This is a genomic window from Kribbella sp. NBC_01245 (assembly GCF_036226525.1).
Classification (GTDB): Bacteria; Actinomycetota; Actinomycetes; order Propionibacteriales; family Kribbellaceae; genus Kribbella.
Map to the genome: position 1 here is coordinate 539,693 of NZ_CP108487.1, position 17,013 is coordinate 556,705.

Sequence of the window (17,013 nt, forward strand, 5' to 3'; positions counted from 1 at the left end):
ATCATCCGACCGCCTTCCAGAACCGGCAGTTGTGCTCCGCCGCCAGGCTGATCTGTGCCACCTTGTCGACGGTCACCGATAGCGCTGTTCCGTCACGGACGGCAGACCATTCAGAGCCCGGTACGCCGGTCCGCGCGAAGGTCGTCCAGTAGCCGGAAAGCTTGTCGGCAAGGACTTTCTGGCGTTCCGTCAGCGGCGGGGGAGAGCCCGGCCCCGGCCTGTACGAGCTGCCGAAGAAGTACGGGACATCCGAGCCGTGGTAGGCCCCGAGCGGGTAGTCGCCGATCATGCGCCCGGAGTCCTCGGCGAACTCGTAAAGGTAGACCGGACCACGCGCGGCCTTGGCCACCGGGAGCTGCGCGCACGCGCCGAGCATCTTGCCTTCGTCGGTCATCGCGGTGGCGAGTGCGACGGCCGGGGAATCGTAGCGGCTGGCGGGGTAGGCCTTGAGTACGGCGGGGGCGTCGTCCCCGAACAGCCTGCGGATCTCGCCCGGGTACTCCTCGGGCGTGATCGGCAGCAGGTTGCTGACGAATCCACGCATCTCGTCCTTCGTCCCACCCAGGATGATCGGTACGTCGGCAGCCAGGCCGTGCCGCATCGCCGCGAGCGGTTGCAGCGGTAGCGCGGGCGTGCCCGTCACTGGCATCCACGGCAGTTGGTCGCTCCTGCGGACGAGGCCGACGCGTTCTTCGTCGAGCGCTGCGAAGGCGGCGGCAGGCTTGGCGCGGAGGCACGCGACCGCCGTACGGGCGTCAGGGCAGCCGACAGTCGTTGCAGCCTTCAGTGCGCGTTGTTCGGCTACAGACTTCGTGACGAGGTTGTTGGCGCAGGGACCGCTCTGCACGATCGCCTTGTCGAAGAGACCTCTTGCACCTGGTGCTGCCAACTGTGCGCATGTACTAAAGGCACCGGCAGATTCGCCCCACAGTGTGACGTTATGAGGGTCTCCGCCGAAGGAGGCGATGTTGGCCCGTACCCAGCGCAGTGCCGCCTGCTGGTCGGCTAGACCGAAGTTGCCCGCGTACGGATCCTTGAGGCTCGGGTGCTTCAGGTACCCAAGTGCGCCGAGTCTGTAGTTGACGGAGACGAACAGTACGTCGTCCTGAGCCAGCAGGCGCGTCGGGTCGTAGAAGCGGCCAGAGCCGGTGATGAAGCCTCCGCCGTGCAGGAAGACCATGACGGGTTTTGGCGACGTGGTCTGCCTAGGCGTCCACACGTTCAAGTAGAGGCAGTCCTCGCTGCCGGGAGGCGGTTCCCCCGGCCAGCCGACTTGCAGGCACTGCTCGGACACCTGGGTGGCATCACGTACGCCGGACCAGGACGCCGGTGGTCGAGGCGCTCGCCAACGGAAATCGCCCGTCGGTGGTGCGGCGAAGGGGACACCGAGAAAGACCCGGCTGTCGGGGTTGAGGGTGCCGCGAACGGTCCCGTACGTCGTACGGACAACTGACTCGTCAGCGGCTGTCGCGGGTAGTTGGGTCGCCACGGCCGCAGTTAGCACGGCGGCACCGGCTGTCATACAGACAAGGAGTTTTCGCATCTCCCGAGACTCCCGCGATACGCACAGCGACACGTCCCCTGCAGGAGGTATCCGCACCTACCCCAACGAGCGTACAAACCGCCCTCCAGCCGCCTCCCTACATGACGCGTCCACTCGCGCCCCAGAATCCTCATGAGTGGTCGCGTTATGTCGTGACCACTCGCGGTAGGGGTGGGAGAGGTCTGCCTGGGTGGTAGACCTGGCTTTGGAAGAAATTCGGCCGGGCATGTCGAGAACGGGCCGGCGGCTCCGACGTCTGGGGAAACGAACCGAAAGGGAGTGGACCGATGAAGTACATGGTGCTGATGGCGGCGAACAAGCAGGGCTGGGACGACATGTCGAGCTGGTCTCAGGACGACATGCAGACGATGTTCCAGTTCATGGAGGATCTGAACGCCGAAATGACCAAGAACGGCGAGATGCTGCAGGGCATCGGGCTGGCCGGTCCGGGCGCGATGAAGACGGTCCAGACGAAGGGCGACGGCGAGCCGATCATCACCGACGGGCCCTTTCCGGAGACCAAAGAGGTGCTGGCCGGGTACTGGATCCTGGACGTCGCCAGCGAGGAGCGTGTGCTCGAGCTCGCCACCCGGATCTCCCTCAGCCCGGGTAAGAACGGCGAGCCGAGCAACACCCCCGTCGAGGTGCACGCGATCCCGGATCAGGACATCGATCCCCTCAAGCTGTGATCCCGTGAGGTCGGGGGCCCGCCGGGTTAGGGTCGGTGGGTGTTCGTCTGCCGCGTGCTGGGGCCGCTGGAGGTGACGGTCGACGGGGTCGCGGTCGACCTCGGCGGCGCGCTGCCCCGGCGGCTGCTCGCCGCGCTGATCCTTGCCGAAGGCCAGGCCGTACCGGATGACCGGCTGATCGACACAATCTGGTCGGGCCGTCCACCGGCCAAGGCTGAGGCTGCACTCCAGGCATACGTCAGCCGCCTGCGCGATGCGCTCGGCCCGGCCGAACGCCACCGGTTGGCCCGGGCCGGCGGCGGTTACCAACTCCAGCCGGGCGAGGTCGATGCGCGGCAGTTCGAGGCGCTCGTCTCTTCAGGACGCGCGGCGTACGACGAGGGGCATCCCGACCAGGCGTTGACCGACCTGGCCAGGGCGATCGACCTTTGGCACGGCGAGCCTTTCGTCGATCTGACCGACAGCGACGGTACGACGTTGGTCGAGGCCGAGGTGATTCGGCTGGACGAGCTGCGCGAGGTCGCACTAGAGGAGCTGGCGGCCGCCCGGCTGGCGCAGGGTGATGCCGCGGGCGCGGCCGCCGAGTTGGCCCAGCTCGTGAAGGCGGCACCACTTCGGGAACGGCGCTGGGAGCTGTTGGCAACGGCCTACTACCGCGAGGGCCGGCAAGGCGATGCGCTCGGTGCGATTCGCCACGCGCGAGCCGTCTTGGCGGAGGAGCTCGGCGTTGATCCTGGACCGGGTCTGATCGCGGTGGAGAGGCAAGTACTCGCGCAGGACCCACGGCTGACCTGCAGCGCGTTCGTCCGGCGGCCGTTGAACTCCTTCCTCGGCCGGGAGCACGAGGTCGGCGTACTCACGGAACAACTCGCCATGCATCGGCTGGTCACTCTGGTCGGACCGGGTGGGGTAGGTAAGACGCGGCTGGCCGTCGAGTACGCGGCGGGCCTCATCATCGAAGGCTCGAGGTCCGAAGACGGTCCGTGGATCGCCCGCCTCGCCGACGTCCGCGCCGACGCTGGCACCGGCGCTGAGGTCGCCATCGAGGTCGCGGGGGTGGTGGCGCGGGCGCTTGGGCTGGTCGCCGTCCAGGACGATCCGACGCTGGCGGTGATACGAGCTATCGGCGATCAACCCGCACTGGTCGTCCTCGACAACTGCGAGCACGTCGTCGCGGCCGCGGGCGACCTCGTCAGCGCCCTCACCGCGGCCTGTCCGCGCCTTCGCATCCTCGCCACCAGCCGGGAACCGCTCGACGTCGACGGTGAGATCACCCTCGACGTGATGCCGTTGCCCTGGGCAACCGATGCCGACGGCAATCACATTGGCGCCGCCGTGGAGTTGCTCGTCGACCGGGTACGCGCGGTCCGGCCGGACTGGTCACCGACCAACGCTGACATGGCGCAAGCGCAACGGATCGCGGCCGAGCTGGACGGCCTGCCGCTGGCGATCGAGCTGGCGGCGGCGCGAGCGCGCGTACGCGGGCTGGCGGAGATCGCGGATCGCCTCGCGGACCGGTTCGCCGTACTGCCGCCGGTCCCACGCGGTTCGCTCGCTCCGCAGGAGACGCTGCGAACGGCCATCGGCTGGAGTTTCGATCTACTCTCGCCCCGCGACCAGGCGTTCGTCGTACGACTCTGGCCGTTCGAAGGCGGTTTCGACCTCGATGCCGCCGAAGCCGTTTGGCCGGGGACTGACGCGGCGCCGGCCGAGGTGCTCGATTCGCTGTCGTCGTTGGTGACGCGGTCGGTCGTGGTCGCGGATACGACTGTCGAGCCGACGCGGTATCTGCTGCTGGAGAGCGTCCGGGCCTACTGCCGCGAGGTCGATCCCGATCCGGCCGGCACGTTGGCGGCGCACGCGCGATGGGTGCGGGATCGGGCCGCGCGATCGGCGGTGGCGATTCGCGATCGCCAGGCCGGCGAGTACCTGCGTCTGCTCAGCCGGGACCTGCCGAATCTGCGCGCCGGCGTTGCGCACGACCTCGTCCATGCGCCGGAAACGGCGTTGCGAACGCTCGCCGATCTCGGGGTCTTCATCTACCGAGAGATGCACCACCCGGAGGCGATTCGGCTGCTGGAGGGTGCGCTCGACAAGGCACCGAATGCGCCGCTGGTGGACCGGCTGAGGCTGCTCAACACCCTGACCGCAATGTGGTACTTCGCGGGCGATGGCGACCGCACCCGCCGACTGGTGCACGAGGTCTGGGACCAGGTCGGTCGGCTCGATGACCCGGCGGGGGTCGAGGCCGCGGCGGATTATGGCGAGCTGTTCTTCTTCCTCGCATTCGGTACGGCGGTGATCGGCGAGCTCGAGCTGGCGCTAGAGGTCACCGACTACGGCCTCGACTTCTGCCGTACGCATGAGCTGACGCCGCTGGTCGTACCGATGGGAACCGTGCGGGATGTCGCGCTGCTGAAGGACGCGCACCGCCGTTCGGACCTGCCCGGCCTAGCAGAGGTGACCGAGCGGATCCTGGCGAATGGTAGTGGCGGCTGGACCCGGGCCTGGGGGCAGCTCGCCGTCGCGGAGGCGTACCTGCTCCATCCCGAGCTGGCCGAACCCGGCGTCGCGCTGGGGATTTTGCGCGAGACGCTCGCGAAATTCGTATCCCAGGAGGACCAGCCGTACGTCCTCAACGTGTTGCGGTTGCTCGCGTGCACGCTGGATCGCCTCGGCCGCGAAGAGGAGGCCGTACGTCTGCTCGCCGCGGTCCACCATCACGCGAGCCGCCTCGGTTTCAGCGCTCCCGGGCTGCGCGAATCGGGACGCCCCTGGGTGGAAGACGGTCTTGCGGAAGACCTCGACCCTGTACGTCGCGCAGAGGCCGAAGCGGCCGGGCGCGCGCTGCCCTGGCCGGCGATGACCGCCCTGCCCACGTGGTGACCACTTTCGCGGCGGCGATAGGGCAGGACTCGCCCGGAACGGCTGACGGGGGATCGATGCCTGGGGCAAGGTAGTGCTCATGCGTACTCAATTCCGCGCGGCTCTCGCGGGCGCCGCCGTACTCACTATGACGTTCACTCCGGTCATCGCCGACGCGACGCCGGGTCGCGGTGTCACCGGCACCATCATCGCCAAGACCACGGTCGGGGATACCGACTACACGTTGCGGCGGATCGTGATCGACCCGGGCGGCAGTACTGGCTGGCACTACCACGACGGCATGCTGTACGCCGCGGTGGAAGGCGGCACGTTGACCCACAGCGATTCGACCTGCAAGCCCGACGGCATCTACTCGAAGGGTGCGGTCTTCACCGAGCCGAGCGACCAGGTGCACATCGGGCGCAACCTTGGCACGAAACCCCTTGTTTTGAACGTGCTTTACGTGTTGCCGAAGGGCAGTCCGCTGGCTCAGGATGCGCCTAATCCCGGCTGCGATTTCCAGTAGGTCGCCGCGGCCGGAGCGGAGGGCTCCGGCCGCGGCAGTCTTGGTTGGCTCAGAGGATCGAGCTGGCGGAGATGGTGAAGCCGGTGTTGACCGGAACGCCCGCGTTGGTGAAGCAGTTGACGTCCCGGACGACCAGGTCCGGTCCGGTGGTGAAGTTGTTCCAGAAGGTGTTGAGACCGCAGAAGTTCGAGCTGCCGCCGTACGCGGTGACCTGGACGGTGTTCTGCGGGAAGCCGATCTTCGGGAACGTCACCAGGGACAGCCCGACGCCGGCCGGCATGATCGTGTTGGCGCTCAAACCCAGCACGGAGTTGAAGTTGGTGGTGGGCGGGCCGAGCGGCGGCTGGTTCAGCAGGTAGCCGTGATACTTGGGCGGGATGGTGGCGCCGTACAGCGAGACCTTGTGCTGATAGGTCAGCGTGAAGCGCGTGTTGAACGGTGCGCCGGCTGAGTTGAAGCAGGCCACCTTGACGTCCTGGCCGCCGGAGTTGGACGACCAGCCGCCGACCTTGCAACGCGCGCCGGTGACGTTGTTGACCGCCGTTGCCTGGAGGCTGCCGTCCAGCGGACCACCCGTCACGATGCCCGGGAAGCGCACGTGCCACGAGCCGACGCCGGTTGGCGTGGAGACGTTGGGCGCACCCACCGAGTTGTACGAGCTGACCAGCGCGCCGGAGGCCTGCGAGTCGACGTACCCATAGGGGCCGGACGACGGCAGGCCGGACGAGCGGGTGAAGAACGCGCTGAAGCTGCTCGGATCGAGTGCGCCGCCGACGCGGTAGCAGCGGATGTAGGCGATCTCGTCAACGCCCGACGGGAACCAGGTCTCGGCCTGGCACCAGTGCGGCGCGTTGTGCACCGCGGTCACGTGTACGACGCCACCCGGCGCGGCCTGCCCGGGGAAGCGGACCCGGTAGCGGCCGACCCCGACCGGTGTCACGGTGGTGTTGGCCGGCCAGGTGCCGAACCCGATCGTCGCGCCCGCGGTCTGGTTCCACAGGACCCAGGCCTTGGCATCCGGTACGGCGGCGTCGGCGGGCCGGGCGAATCCGAAGATGGCTGCGAGTAGGACGACGCAGGCCAATATCCGGGCACGCCAAACAGATCTCTGCATTGTGTGTTCCCCCCTCAGGAAACGAAGAATCGTTACTGAGGAGATGGGAGCATGTACGCAGAGCGATCACAAGATCTCAGCGCGGTCGAATTTTCTTCTGTGCGCTGGAATCAAACGCTTATCTGGCTGGGTCAATCGCTTTATATAGCAGGGTTTTAGGACGTCCAGCGGCCGCGGCGGATGACGTCGTCGGTGGCCTTGCGCCGCTTGGACAAATCGCGCGGCGGCTCGGCCGGATACCCGATCGTCACCGCGCCGATCGGGTGGAATTCCTCGGGTACGCCGAAGGCCTCGCGATAAGCCGGGATGCGCTCGACGGGCAACCCGAAGAAGCAGGCGCCGAGCCCGAGATCAACCGCGGTCTGGAGGATCAGCAGCGCCGCCATTCCGGTGTCGATATCCCAGTACGGCGCCGGCCACCACGCCTCGGAGCGATCGGTCTTTCCCTTGTCCGCTTTGGCATAGCGATCCAGATAGGCCGACTTGTTCGAATGCGTCACGATGACGAGAGGCGCCTCGAAGGTCGCGGAAAACCAATTCTCCGGCTCGTCTTCCGGCGTGCCCGCGGTGCGGAAACGCGCGATGTCTTCGGGGTTGTCCAGAACGAGGAATCCCCAGCCTTGCGAGAATCCGGCGGTTGGCGCCCGTACTGCGTTATGCAGAATCTGCTCGACCGCCTCGGCCGGAACCGCGCGCTCCATGTCGTACTTCCGAACCATCCGCCGCTTGCGAACCACGTCCTGGAATTCCATACCCGCGATCCTATGGCAGCCCCGGCCACCCGCCCGGCCCTGCGAATGCCCGCCCCAACGACCCCGACCGTTGGCTCCTATTCCGAGTGTCGACACTCGGAATAGGGTGGGCGCGCGCGTGCGGGTTCGCGTGCGGGTTTCGGTGCAGCGTTAGCGGCCGATGGGGGACATGTCGGGGTAGCGGTCGCCGACGGGGGGCTTGATGGCGTTGAGGCGGTCGAGGTGGGCGGGGGTGAGTTCGATCGCGTCCGCGGCGGCGTTCTCCTCGAGGCGGGAGACGCGCTTGGTGCCAGGGATGGGCGCGATGTCGTTGCCCTGGGCAAGCAGCCAGGCGAGGGCGAGTTGTGCCGGAGTGCAGCCGACCTCGGCGGCGACGGCTTCGACCTCGTCCACGATGTGGAGGTTCTGCGCGAGGTTTTCCGGGCTGAACCTGGGGTTCTTCAGCCGGAAGTCGTCGGCGGCCAGGTGATCGGTCGACCGCAGCGCGCCGGTGAGGAAACCACGTCCGAGCGGGGAGTACGCGACGAACCCGATGCCGAGCTCACGCGTCAACGGCAGGATCTCCGCCTCCGGGTCCCGCGTCCACAGCGAGTACTCGGTCTGCAGCGCGGTGACCGGGTGTACGGCGTGGGCGCGGCGGATCGTCTCGGCGCCCGCCTCGGACAGACCGATATGGCGAACCTTGCCTTCGGCCACCAATTCGGCCAGTGTGCCGACGGTGTCCTCGATCGGCGTATTCGGATCGACCCGGTGCTGGTAGTAAAGGTCGATGTAGTCCGTGCCGAGCCGCTTGAGCGAACCCTCGACCGACGTCCGGATGTTGGCCGGGCTGCTGTCGATCGTCATTGGTCCGGCGCCCGCGTGCGACACCATGCCGAACTTGGTCGCCAGCACAACGGAGTCACGACGTCCCGCGATCGCCTTGCCGACCAGTTCCTCGTTCAGGTACGGGCCGTAGATCTCGGCGGTGTCGAGGAAGGTGATACCGAGGTCGAACGCGCGATGGATGGTGCGGATCGCCTCTGCCTCATCGCTGTTCGCGCCGGTGTAGAACGCCGACATCGTCATGGCCCCGAGGCCGAGGCGGGAGACGTCCAGACCGCCCAGCGAGATGTGCTTCATGTGTGTCTTTCCTTTCGGTGCTTGATGAGTACGACGCTAGGGTCCCGTTAACGGTGTGGGTCGACTGCTGGTGGCGCCCAGGCACGCACCTCGCGTCGTTGGAGAAGCAGCCACGATAAAAAGCATCGAGGCAGCTTCTCCGCCTAGCGATGCACGCACCTGACCACCACCATCAGCCAACCCACACCGCTAACGGGACCCTAGGCCGATCCAGCCGGGCGTAGAACGGTGCGATTCACCCTGGGTGTGACACACCCAGGGAAGGCCTTCGGGAGCTGCCTACGATGGGGGACATGGACAACCAACTCGGGGAGTTCCTCAAGGCGCGGCGGGCGACCGTCACGCCGGACCAGGTCGATCTGCCCCGGAGCGGGATCCGCCGGGTGCCGGGCTTGCGGCGCGAAGAGGTTGCGTCACTGGCGGGTTTGAGCGTGGACTACTACGCGCGGCTCGAGCAGGGGCGTGAGCAGCACCCCTCGCCGAGCGTGCTGAACGCGCTCGCCCGGGTGCTCAACCTCAACCCCGACGCGCAGCGCTACCTGTTCGGTATCGCCGGCGCGAGTGCGCCCGTCAACCGCGGGCAGCGCAAGCTCAGCCCGAACCTGCTGGCCCTGATCGACGACTGGACCGGCCACCCCGTCGTACTGACGGACGGCTGCCACAACATCGTCGCCACGAATCAGCTCGGCCAGGCGCTGTACGGCGGCCACCAGCACAGCGACAACATCGCCAGGCTGATCTTCCTCGACCCCGACGGCCCGACCTTCTTCCGCTATTGGCAACTGACGGCCGCGAGTTGTGCCGCCTCGATGCGAGCCATCGCCGGGCAGAACGCGAACCATGCCGAGTTGCTGGCGCTGGTCGGCGAATTGACCGTGCGCAGTGAGGTTTTCGCGAGTCTGTGGGCGAAGGCCGAAGTGCTGGACAAGGCGTCGGAGGTGCTGAGAATCAACCACCCGGTGGTCGGCGACCTCGACCTGCACTACGAGGCCCTCCGGCCGAACGGTTCGCCCGATCTGTTGCTCAAGGTCTATCGCGCGCCGAAGAACTCCGAGATGAGCGACAAACTAGCCATGCTCGGCAGCCTGACCGCTCCCGCCCTCGACAGCCTTGCTGAGGAAGCGCCGATCCGCGAGGACAGCTAGCGCCACGCACCTTTGCATTCATTCGTCGGAATCCGCCCTCCCACCACCGCGGACCTGCACTGGTCAGCGGACGGCAGAGGGCGGATTCCGACGAATGAATGCAAAGGTGCGTGCGGCATACTCGCGGGCGTGATGGGTGAAGCGGGAATCCGCGAACGGGTGCTGGCCGGCTGGACGTCCTCGGCGATGCGCTTCCGGGAGGACGCGAACACCGAGGAGGATCTGGCCCTCGGTGGTTACCTGGACCGGGTCGTCGTCGAGCTCGCGCAGAACGCCGCCGACGCCGCCGCCCGCGCGGGTGTGCGCGGCCGGATCCGGTTCACGCTGCGCGACGGCACGCTGGTCGCCGCCAATACCGGCGCGCATTTGACCGCCGAGGGCGTCGAGTCTCTCGCGACCTTGCGCGCCTCGGCCAAGCGGGACGACACCGAAGCGGTCGGGCGTTTCGGCGTGGGCTTCGCGGCAGTGCTCGGTGTTACGGACGAGCCGGCGGTGCTGTCCCGTACGGGCGGCGTCCGCTTCTCCCGCGCCGACACGGCCGCGCTCGTCGCCGATGCGGCCGCGAGTGTGCCCGAGCTGGAGGCGGAGCTGCGCCGCCGCGACGGGCATGTCCCGGTGTTGCGCCTGCCGTTCGAGGCCGAGGGCGAACCGCCTGCCGGTTTCGACACCGCGGTCGTGCTGCCGTTGCGCGACGAGTCGGCCGAGCTGCTCGTACGGCGTTTGCTTGCGGAGGCCGACGACGCCTTGCTGCTGGCGCTTCCCGGGCTCGAGCGGATCGAGATCGACGTCGATGGTGTCGAGCGAGTGCTGACCGACGTCGAGTCCCGCTGGTACGTCCATCGTGCCGGGGGAGTCTTCGACCATAGCCTGTACGCCGATCGCCCGACCGAGGAACGCGCGCGGCCGTTCTGGTCCGTGGTCTGGGCGTTGCCGCTGACCGATCGCCCGGTGCCGGGCGTCGTGCACGCGCCGACTCCGACCGACGAGGCGCTGTCTTTGCCGGCCTTGCTGCTCGCCTCTTTCCCGCTCGACCCGGCCCGTCGGCACGTCGCGTCCGGCCCGTTGACCGATCGCCTGATCCGCGAGGCGGCCGCGTCGTACGCCAACCTTGTCCGTCTTCGCGCCGAGGCCGACCCTGCTGCGAACGTGGACGGACTGGTACCGACCGGTCTGGCCGCTGGTCCGCTGGACCGGATGCTGCGCGAGGCCATTCTCGACCTCCTGCCCGATACGCCGATGCTGCGGGCGATCGAGGACAACACACTGATCCGGCCGCGCGATGCGGTCGTGGTTACACGAGTAGATGAGCAGTTCAGCGCAGTACTCGCGCCGATCGTCGGCGGTCTGGTCCGTCCCGCGCCAGAGCCCCTCGGCGTACGACGGCTGGAGCTCGCGGACCTCGTCGACCAACTCGGTTCCCAGGCAGCCCGTACGCCGGAGTGGTGGCGCTCGGTCTATGCCGCGCTATCCGTGATGGTGCTGGAGCCGTTGACCCGCGAGGCGCTCGGCTCAATACCCGTGCCACTGGCAGACGGCCGACTTGTTCGCGGCGCACGCGGTCTGCTGTTGCCGGGGGAGGGCTTGCAGGCGGACGCGCTTTCGATCTTCGGCGAGTACGGCGTCCGCGTGGTCCACCCCGACGCCGTGCACGCCTCGCTCGAACGGCTCGGCGCCCTCCCGGCCGGACCGCGCGAGCTCTTGGCCGACGCGGGCGTGCGTACGGCGGTGGAGCATTCGGCCGAGGCCGACGATCCCGACGCGATCGCACACGCCGTACTCTCGATCCTCGCCGCCGATCCGGCCCAAAGCCCTTGGTGGCTGTCGGATCTGGCCTTGCGCGATGACGAGGGCGAGCTGGTACCGGCCAACGCCCTGGTCATTCCCGGCTCGGACGCGGCCGCCGTACTCGATGACGAAGAAGTCGCGCCGGTCGCGTCCGACCTGCTCGACCGATTCGGCAGTGCGGTGCTCGAGGCCGCGGGAGTGTCGCGCACGTTGCGAGTCGCCGCGGCGTCGGACGTCCCGTTCGACGTACTGCCGGAGGAGTTGGCAGACCTCGACGGGTTCGAGGACTGGGCGGACGAGATGGCCCGAACCACGGCCGGCTCGCCGTACGGCGTGACCGCGGGCGAGGTGGCCGCCGTACGGGATCTCGACTGGATCGTGGATGACGCGTGGCCGCGAGTCCTTGCGCTGTTCGGGTCGGACCCGTTGTTGCGTCGGGCGTTGGTCACACCGACTCGGGTCGTCGGTCCGGATGACCGCGCGTTCGACGTACCGTCGTACACCGCGTGGTGGATCCGGAACCAGGTCGATCTCGAGGATGGCCCGCTGACCGGGCGCGCCGATCCCGAGGCGGATCCGGCGCTGGCGACCCTGCTCGACCCGTCGCCGGCGTGGGCCGCTGATCTCGACGCGGAGGTCCGTACGGCGATCGGGCTGGTGCGGACCGTCGCCGATCTCGACGCGGCCGGCGTTGGGGTGGTGCTGAACCGCATCGTCGAGCCCGATCGGGTGGTGGACGAGACGACCATGTTGCGGCTCTGGGCTCAGCTCGGTGCCGTGACGGCGTACCCGAGCGAGTTGCCGGATCGCGTTCGCGTCCTCGGCGGCGACGGCATCACCCGGATCGTTGCCGCGGGCAACGCTGTGGTGGTCGATTCGCCGATGTGGCTGCAACGCACCGACCTCGGCGGCCAGCTTGTCGCCACCGGCCCGGCCGCCGACGGCCTCAGCGACCTACTCGACATCCCGATGGCCCAGGACACCGCAGACGGCATCATCACCGGCGAAGGCGTACCCGCCGACGTCCCCGAGGCCCTCCGCCGCCTAATCCCCGAACTCCCGTCAACCTGGTGGGAACACGAAGAACTCCGAGTCGACGGCACCGAAGTCTCCTGGTGGGTAGACCCGTCCGGCGCCCCCCACGCCGCCACCACCGACGGCCTAGCCAACGCCCTAGCCTGGTCCGCCACCACCTGGCACCACCGCCACCTAATCTCCCAAGCCCTAACCGACCCCACCACCCTCCCTTCCCTAACCATCACCACCACCTTCGATTGACCCGAAGCCGCTGCGACCAGGCGAGGAGCGCTCGGAAAGTTAGTCAGTCCGTCCGTTGCTCGGCCAGTTCTCTCAAGGCTGCGGTGAACAGTGGGGCGGTCCGGACTCGATCGAAATCCGGATCCTCGCTGATCGTCTGATAGCGGTGGGTGCCGGCCGATGAACTGGCCTGCCACCAGGTTCTCAAGTAGCCGACCGCGCCGGGGATGTCTGCGCGGAGTGCGCTTATGCACGCGAGGTTGTAGTGAGTCCCTGGATTGTCCGGATCTATCGCCAGACTTTGGAGATACGCCTGCTCCGACCGCCGGTGCAGGTCGGCTGCCGCAGCGGGGTCCGATGCCCGAAGGAGCGTTCCGTAGAGATGAAGGGTGAACGCGAGGCTTCCGCGGCCACCGGGATAATCGTCGGGGAGGCTTACCAGGCGCTCAAGGTGGTCGACTGCCTCAGCGTAGACAGTAATCGCTCCCTTGTGGTCTCTGTCGGCTAGTGCCGACGCCCTTCGCCGGAGTAGGTAGCCCAGGTGGTACAGGTCGGCCGGTGTCAGAGCGGCGCTGTTCACCAGGCGGCGGTAGCACGCTTCCGCGGATGCATAAATAGCGTCAGCTTGTTCAGCGGCCGCCGGATGGCCGGCCTGGCGCCGCAGGTTATAGGCCAAGGACCGCAGGCCGGACATATCGTCGGGGCGGGCCTCGACGTACGCGCGGAAGTTCTCGACCGCCCTGCCTCGCAGCTCGGCGTCTTCCCCGTCGGCGTTCACAGGCAGGTCCGCACGGCGTTCGAGCAGGGCGGCGAGGGTCCTGGTGGCGTCGGCATCGCCGGGCGAGCAGCGCAGACAGAGTTCTATGTGCTGCTCCGCCTCGCGGTAGATTTCCTCGGCGTACTGCTGGTCGCCCGACCGGACCAGATCTCCGCAGGCGGCCAGTTTGTCACTCACCGCGCGTAACGGCAGGACGTCGTTGGGAGTCGCCTCGGTATAACGCCGAAGGTGTGCTATGGCCTCCCGGTAGAGACTCACCGCCGCGCGGACATCCGTGTCTCTCAAGAGGTCGGCGCGGCGATATTCCAGGGCCCCCAAGTTGTGAAATCCGAACATGTGCCGCTCGTCCTGTTCAACTACCGTCCGGGCCTGCTGAACGGCTTCTGCCAACAGGTGAAGAGCTTGGTCCCGGTCTCGTCCCTTCACGAGGTCGGCATGTTTGCCGAGTGCCATGACCAGGTCTGCCCGGACCGCCGCGGCGTCGTCGCCGCTCTCGATGCCGGCCCGGCAAGCGGCAGCACTTTCCGTGTACGCAGAAATCGCGTCGTCGGGATGGTCGCTGCTGAGAGCGTCCCCCGCATACATGAGTGCCAGGCCCAGGCGATGCGGGAGGTCGGCGCGCTGGGGCTGGTGGTTGGCGGCCTGCCGAAGAAACTGCGTGGCGTGCTCTATGAGCGTTACCAGTTCCGGCTGGTCGAGCTGGTTGAGATCCAGCACCGAGAGGAACGAGTACCAAACCAGGTCCCAACCATTATGGTCAGCCGGTTTGAGTCGGGCCATCTGCAGATACGCCGCGTTGGCCTCCAGATACAGCTTCGCCGAAGCGCCTGGATCGTGCTGGCGGAGAAGATCGCCATGGTTGGACAGAACCATACCGAGGGTTGCTCGAAGGTCGGAATGGTCTGGTCGGTCGGACACGGCCTCGCGCAACAGGCCGGCCGCTTCCTCATACAGGCCGATGGCACTCTCAGTACTGGCTGCCAGTTTCGACTGCGCGGCCAGGCATCGACCGAGGTAGACCATCGCGCTTGGTACATCGTTGCGTTGATCGACCACTCGTCGATACTGCGCCGCGGCATCGGCGTACAGCGCGCCCGCAACCTCGGGGCCGTCGTCGGTGACCAACTCGACTTGTGCAAGCAGGACTGACCAGCTCGCGTCGAGTACCTGGTTGCTGTCAGGGGTAAGCAGCATGGCAAGTGCGTAGTTCGCGGCGGATCTGCGATACATGTCCAAGGCATTGGGGCTTTGCTGGTCCCGGAGGAGTTCGGCGATCGAGCGCTCCGTCCTGGCCAAGTCGGTCAGGAGGTCTTCATCGATGCTGGGCCTGGTCAGCTCGATGTTCGCTCTCAACTCCGCGTAGTGGTGCAAGGCAGCCTCTGGGTCGCGCGCCTCGAGGGCGGTGCGGATGGCGTGTACTGCATCGCCGCGATAGGTGCGTGGACGCATCTTGAGCGCCGCCTCGAGAATCCGCGGCCAGTGTCGGTCGGTGCAGCTGGGACAGCGGGGAAGGTCTTTCCACTCCGCCGCCGGAGTCGTCGACCGTAGCCTCTTTCCGCACACACAAAGCTGCGCGAGCTCGGTCCCGTCGGGTGATATCACCCATCCGCGGGTGGTGTGGAGATAGCCATCAGACGGCGTTGTCTCCGGCTCCGGCTCGAGTGTGGATCGATAGAGAATCAAGCCGAGTTCGTAGTAGTTGCTGGTGATCTTCTGGAGTTCATCGCTCTCGTCCTCGGCGAGAACCCTGACGTCTGCCGCGTCTGTGCGGACCGTGATGTCGCCGCCTTCTTCTTTGCCCAGCCGATACCGTCGCACCAGACGTTCTTCTCTCGCGTCTTCGGCTTGTATGCGTAGCCAGGTGAGCTCGTCCAAACACAGCAGCCATTCCTGCCCGTCGGGATCCAGTCGCTCCGCCATCGTCAGTTCGGAGTGCAGGAGATATTGAAGCTTCTTCGTCGGTTCAGCAGGAGGTGTGCGGAGGAAGTCAACGAAGTCGCTGACCACACTGTTCATCGAGCCCCGTCGCAGATGTTGCAGGATGTCGACAGTGAGGCCATGGATCGACAGCGCCTCATCCTCGACAGTCACGATTCCGCGCTGCGCCAGAATCGCGATCGCCGACGAGATCACGACCGAGCCGACGGCGCCGGGAAATCTGTGCGCGAGAAACGCGTTGGCCAACGCGCGATCCACCAGGCCGTCGGCGGCGATCCATACCAGGCTGTCAAGGACCGCGACGGTGTCGCCGAGCTGACCGAGGCTGGAGATCAGGTGCTCATACAGCGTGACGAGATCGCGGTCGGTGGCATTGATCGACTCGATGGCGTTGAGAACACGTCCCGTGTCCTGAGCCAGCGCCTCCAGCACACCAGGGATCTGCGCGCTGTCACAGCTCCGCAGGTATCGGCAAATCCGGTCGATGATCAGTGGCCGGCCGCGGGCGATGTTGGCAAGGCGAGACCTTTCGGACTGCGCGAGCGCCGGAAGCAGCACGGTGATCGCGCTGTCGGTCTCTGCTGCCGAAAAGCCTTCCACCCGGAGCGTCGAACCCGCGACCTCGGGGTTCGCCAGCCGACTGGTCACGATGACCGGAACCCGGATCGGACCCAGCTCGAGTTCCGCGAATTCCGTCGGCCCACTGACGTCATCGATGATCACCAGGCCGAAAGCGTCTCCCTGCGCCACGAGGGTGCGGAAGTACGACGTACAGGCGCCATCGGTCCATTCCGTCGCATCGATACCAACCTGGCCGATGGCGCGGATGAGGTCCTGCTGCATGACGCGCGTGTTGTTCATCCGAACCCTGACGACAGGCAAATGGAGCGTCATCCGCGCAGGAATCTGACCGGCCAGCGCAGTCTTACCCGTGCCCGGTTCGCCCCAGATCCAGACCAGGCCGCCGGTAGCGGACAGTTCCGCGACCGCTTGCTTGACCAGGTCTGGCCGGTCGATGAGTTCGGCATTCGTGCGCTGCTGGAGTTCGCCAAGGGTGACAGCAGACAACATGTCGATGACGTGGCCGGCGACAGCGTCGACGATGCGGTGCGTGTACTGCGGCCGCTGGCGGAAGGTGCTGACGGAAGGAGCCGGCGTGAACCGCGCGGCGGCGGCCTGCTGCCGGTAAGCCAAAGACTTTCCGAAGGTCTCGTTGGTGAGCCCGAAGAGGTCGATCGCGGCCGACCGCACGTCGGTCGGAGTGATTCGTCGTGCGGCGGCGGACATCAGCCGTCGCAGCGGTGCGGACACGTCCTCGGGCGTCTGCCCGACGTGCCTGGCCGCGCCGGAAAGTGCCGGGAGCAGGTCGGCCAACCTGCGCTCGTCGAGCTCACCGAAGGTCTTGCGCTTCAGACGGTGCAAATCGGCCACGAGTTCGTCAAGCAGGGCCATGCAGTCGGTCCCCCTTCGCCCTTGTCAGCATGTTAGGGACTTGTCAC

10 protein-coding genes are annotated in these 17,013 nt (G+C 67.1%); 5 read left to right on the plus strand and 5 right to left on the minus strand.

Features of this window, described 5'->3' with window-relative positions; all coding sequences use genetic code 11:
• Position 1: 1 nt before the first annotated feature.
• Positions 2–1,543, minus strand: a complete 1,542-nt coding sequence (locus tag OG394_RS02370; RefSeq protein ID WP_328993117.1) for a carboxylesterase/lipase family protein — start codon at positions 1,541–1,543, stop codon at positions 2–4.
• 287 nt (positions 1,544–1,830) lie between these two features.
• On the opposite strand from OG394_RS02370, the gene OG394_RS02375 reads away from it, so the two are divergent.
• The 3 genes from OG394_RS02375 (at position 1,831) to OG394_RS02385 (ending at position 5,623) form a co-directional block, all read left to right on the plus strand.
• Positions 1,831–2,232, plus strand: a complete 402-nt coding sequence (locus OG394_RS02375) for a YciI family protein (protein WP_328993118.1) — start codon at positions 1,831–1,833, stop codon at positions 2,230–2,232.
• Positions 2,233–2,271: 39 nt separating this feature from the next.
• The gene (locus OG394_RS02380) at positions 2,272–5,118 is read left to right on the plus strand and encodes a BTAD domain-containing putative transcriptional regulator (protein WP_328993119.1); all 2,847 of its coding nucleotides are present in this window, start codon (positions 2,272–2,274) and stop codon (positions 5,116–5,118) included.
• A 79-nt stretch (positions 5,119–5,197) separates the two neighbouring features.
• Positions 5,198–5,623 carry a cupin domain-containing protein gene (locus tag OG394_RS02385; protein WP_328993120.1) on the plus strand — a complete coding sequence of 142 codons (426 nt, stop codon included), beginning with the start codon at positions 5,198–5,200 and terminating at the stop codon, positions 5,621–5,623.
• A gap of 49 nt (positions 5,624–5,672) precedes the next feature.
• Here the strand turns inward: OG394_RS02385 and OG394_RS02390 are convergent, their stop codons facing one another.
• The 3 genes from OG394_RS02390 to OG394_RS02400 form a co-directional block, all read right to left on the minus strand.
• A complete protein-coding gene (locus OG394_RS02390) occupies positions 5,673–6,737 on the minus strand; it encodes a hypothetical protein (RefSeq protein ID WP_328993121.1) in 1,065 nt (354 codons plus the stop codon).
• A gap of 155 nt (positions 6,738–6,892) precedes the next feature.
• Positions 6,893–7,489, minus strand: a complete 597-nt coding sequence (locus OG394_RS02395; protein WP_328993123.1) for a nitroreductase family protein — start codon at positions 7,487–7,489, stop codon at positions 6,893–6,895.
• A 150-nt stretch (positions 7,490–7,639) separates the two neighbouring features.
• On the minus strand, positions 7,640–8,611 hold the full coding sequence (locus tag OG394_RS02400; RefSeq protein ID WP_328993125.1) for an aldo/keto reductase: 972 nt from the start codon (positions 8,609–8,611) through the stop codon (positions 7,640–7,642).
• A 293-nt stretch (positions 8,612–8,904) separates the two neighbouring features.
• On the opposite strand from OG394_RS02400, the gene OG394_RS02405 reads away from it, so the two are divergent.
• Positions 8,905–9,756, plus strand: coding sequence for a helix-turn-helix domain-containing protein (locus OG394_RS02405; protein ID WP_328993126.1), 852 nt, complete (start codon positions 8,905–8,907; stop codon positions 9,754–9,756).
• Between the two features lie 132 nt (positions 9,757–9,888).
• The gene (locus OG394_RS02410; protein WP_328993128.1) at positions 9,889–12,819 is read left to right on the plus strand and encodes a sacsin N-terminal ATP-binding-like domain-containing protein; all 2,931 of its coding nucleotides are present in this window, start codon (positions 9,889–9,891) and stop codon (positions 12,817–12,819) included.
• 43 nt (positions 12,820–12,862) lie between these two features.
• Here OG394_RS02410 and OG394_RS02415 read toward each other — a convergent pair whose 3' ends face one another.
• Entirely contained in the window at positions 12,863–16,966 is a 4,104-nt protein-coding gene (locus OG394_RS02415; protein WP_328993129.1) for a tetratricopeptide repeat protein, read from the minus strand.
• Positions 16,967–17,013 lie beyond the last annotated feature (47 nt).

Coding starts and splice junctions, on each gene's coding strand:
- OG394_RS02395 (WP_328993123.1), bottom strand. CDS start 7,489: ATGGAATTCCAGGACGTGGTTCGCAAGCGGCGGATGGTTCGGAAGTAC.
- OG394_RS02370 (WP_328993117.1), bottom strand. CDS start 1,543: ATGCGAAAACTCCTTGTCTGTATGACAGCCGGTGCCGCCGTGCTAACT.
- OG394_RS02400 (WP_328993125.1), bottom strand. CDS start 8,611: ATGAAGCACATCTCGCTGGGCGGTCTGGACGTCTCCCGCCTCGGCCTC.
- OG394_RS02405 (WP_328993126.1), top strand. CDS start 8,905: ATGGACAACCAACTCGGGGAGTTCCTCAAGGCGCGGCGGGCGACCGTC.
- OG394_RS02375 (WP_328993118.1), top strand. CDS start 1,831: ATGAAGTACATGGTGCTGATGGCGGCGAACAAGCAGGGCTGGGACGAC.
- OG394_RS02390 (WP_328993121.1), bottom strand. CDS start 6,737: ATGCAGAGATCTGTTTGGCGTGCCCGGATATTGGCCTGCGTCGTCCTA.
- OG394_RS02385 (WP_328993120.1), top strand. CDS start 5,198: ATGCGTACTCAATTCCGCGCGGCTCTCGCGGGCGCCGCCGTACTCACT.
- OG394_RS02415 (WP_328993129.1), bottom strand. CDS start 16,966: ATGGCCCTGCTTGACGAACTCGTGGCCGATTTGCACCGTCTGAAGCGC.
- OG394_RS02410 (WP_328993128.1), top strand. CDS start 9,889: ATGGGTGAAGCGGGAATCCGCGAACGGGTGCTGGCCGGCTGGACGTCC.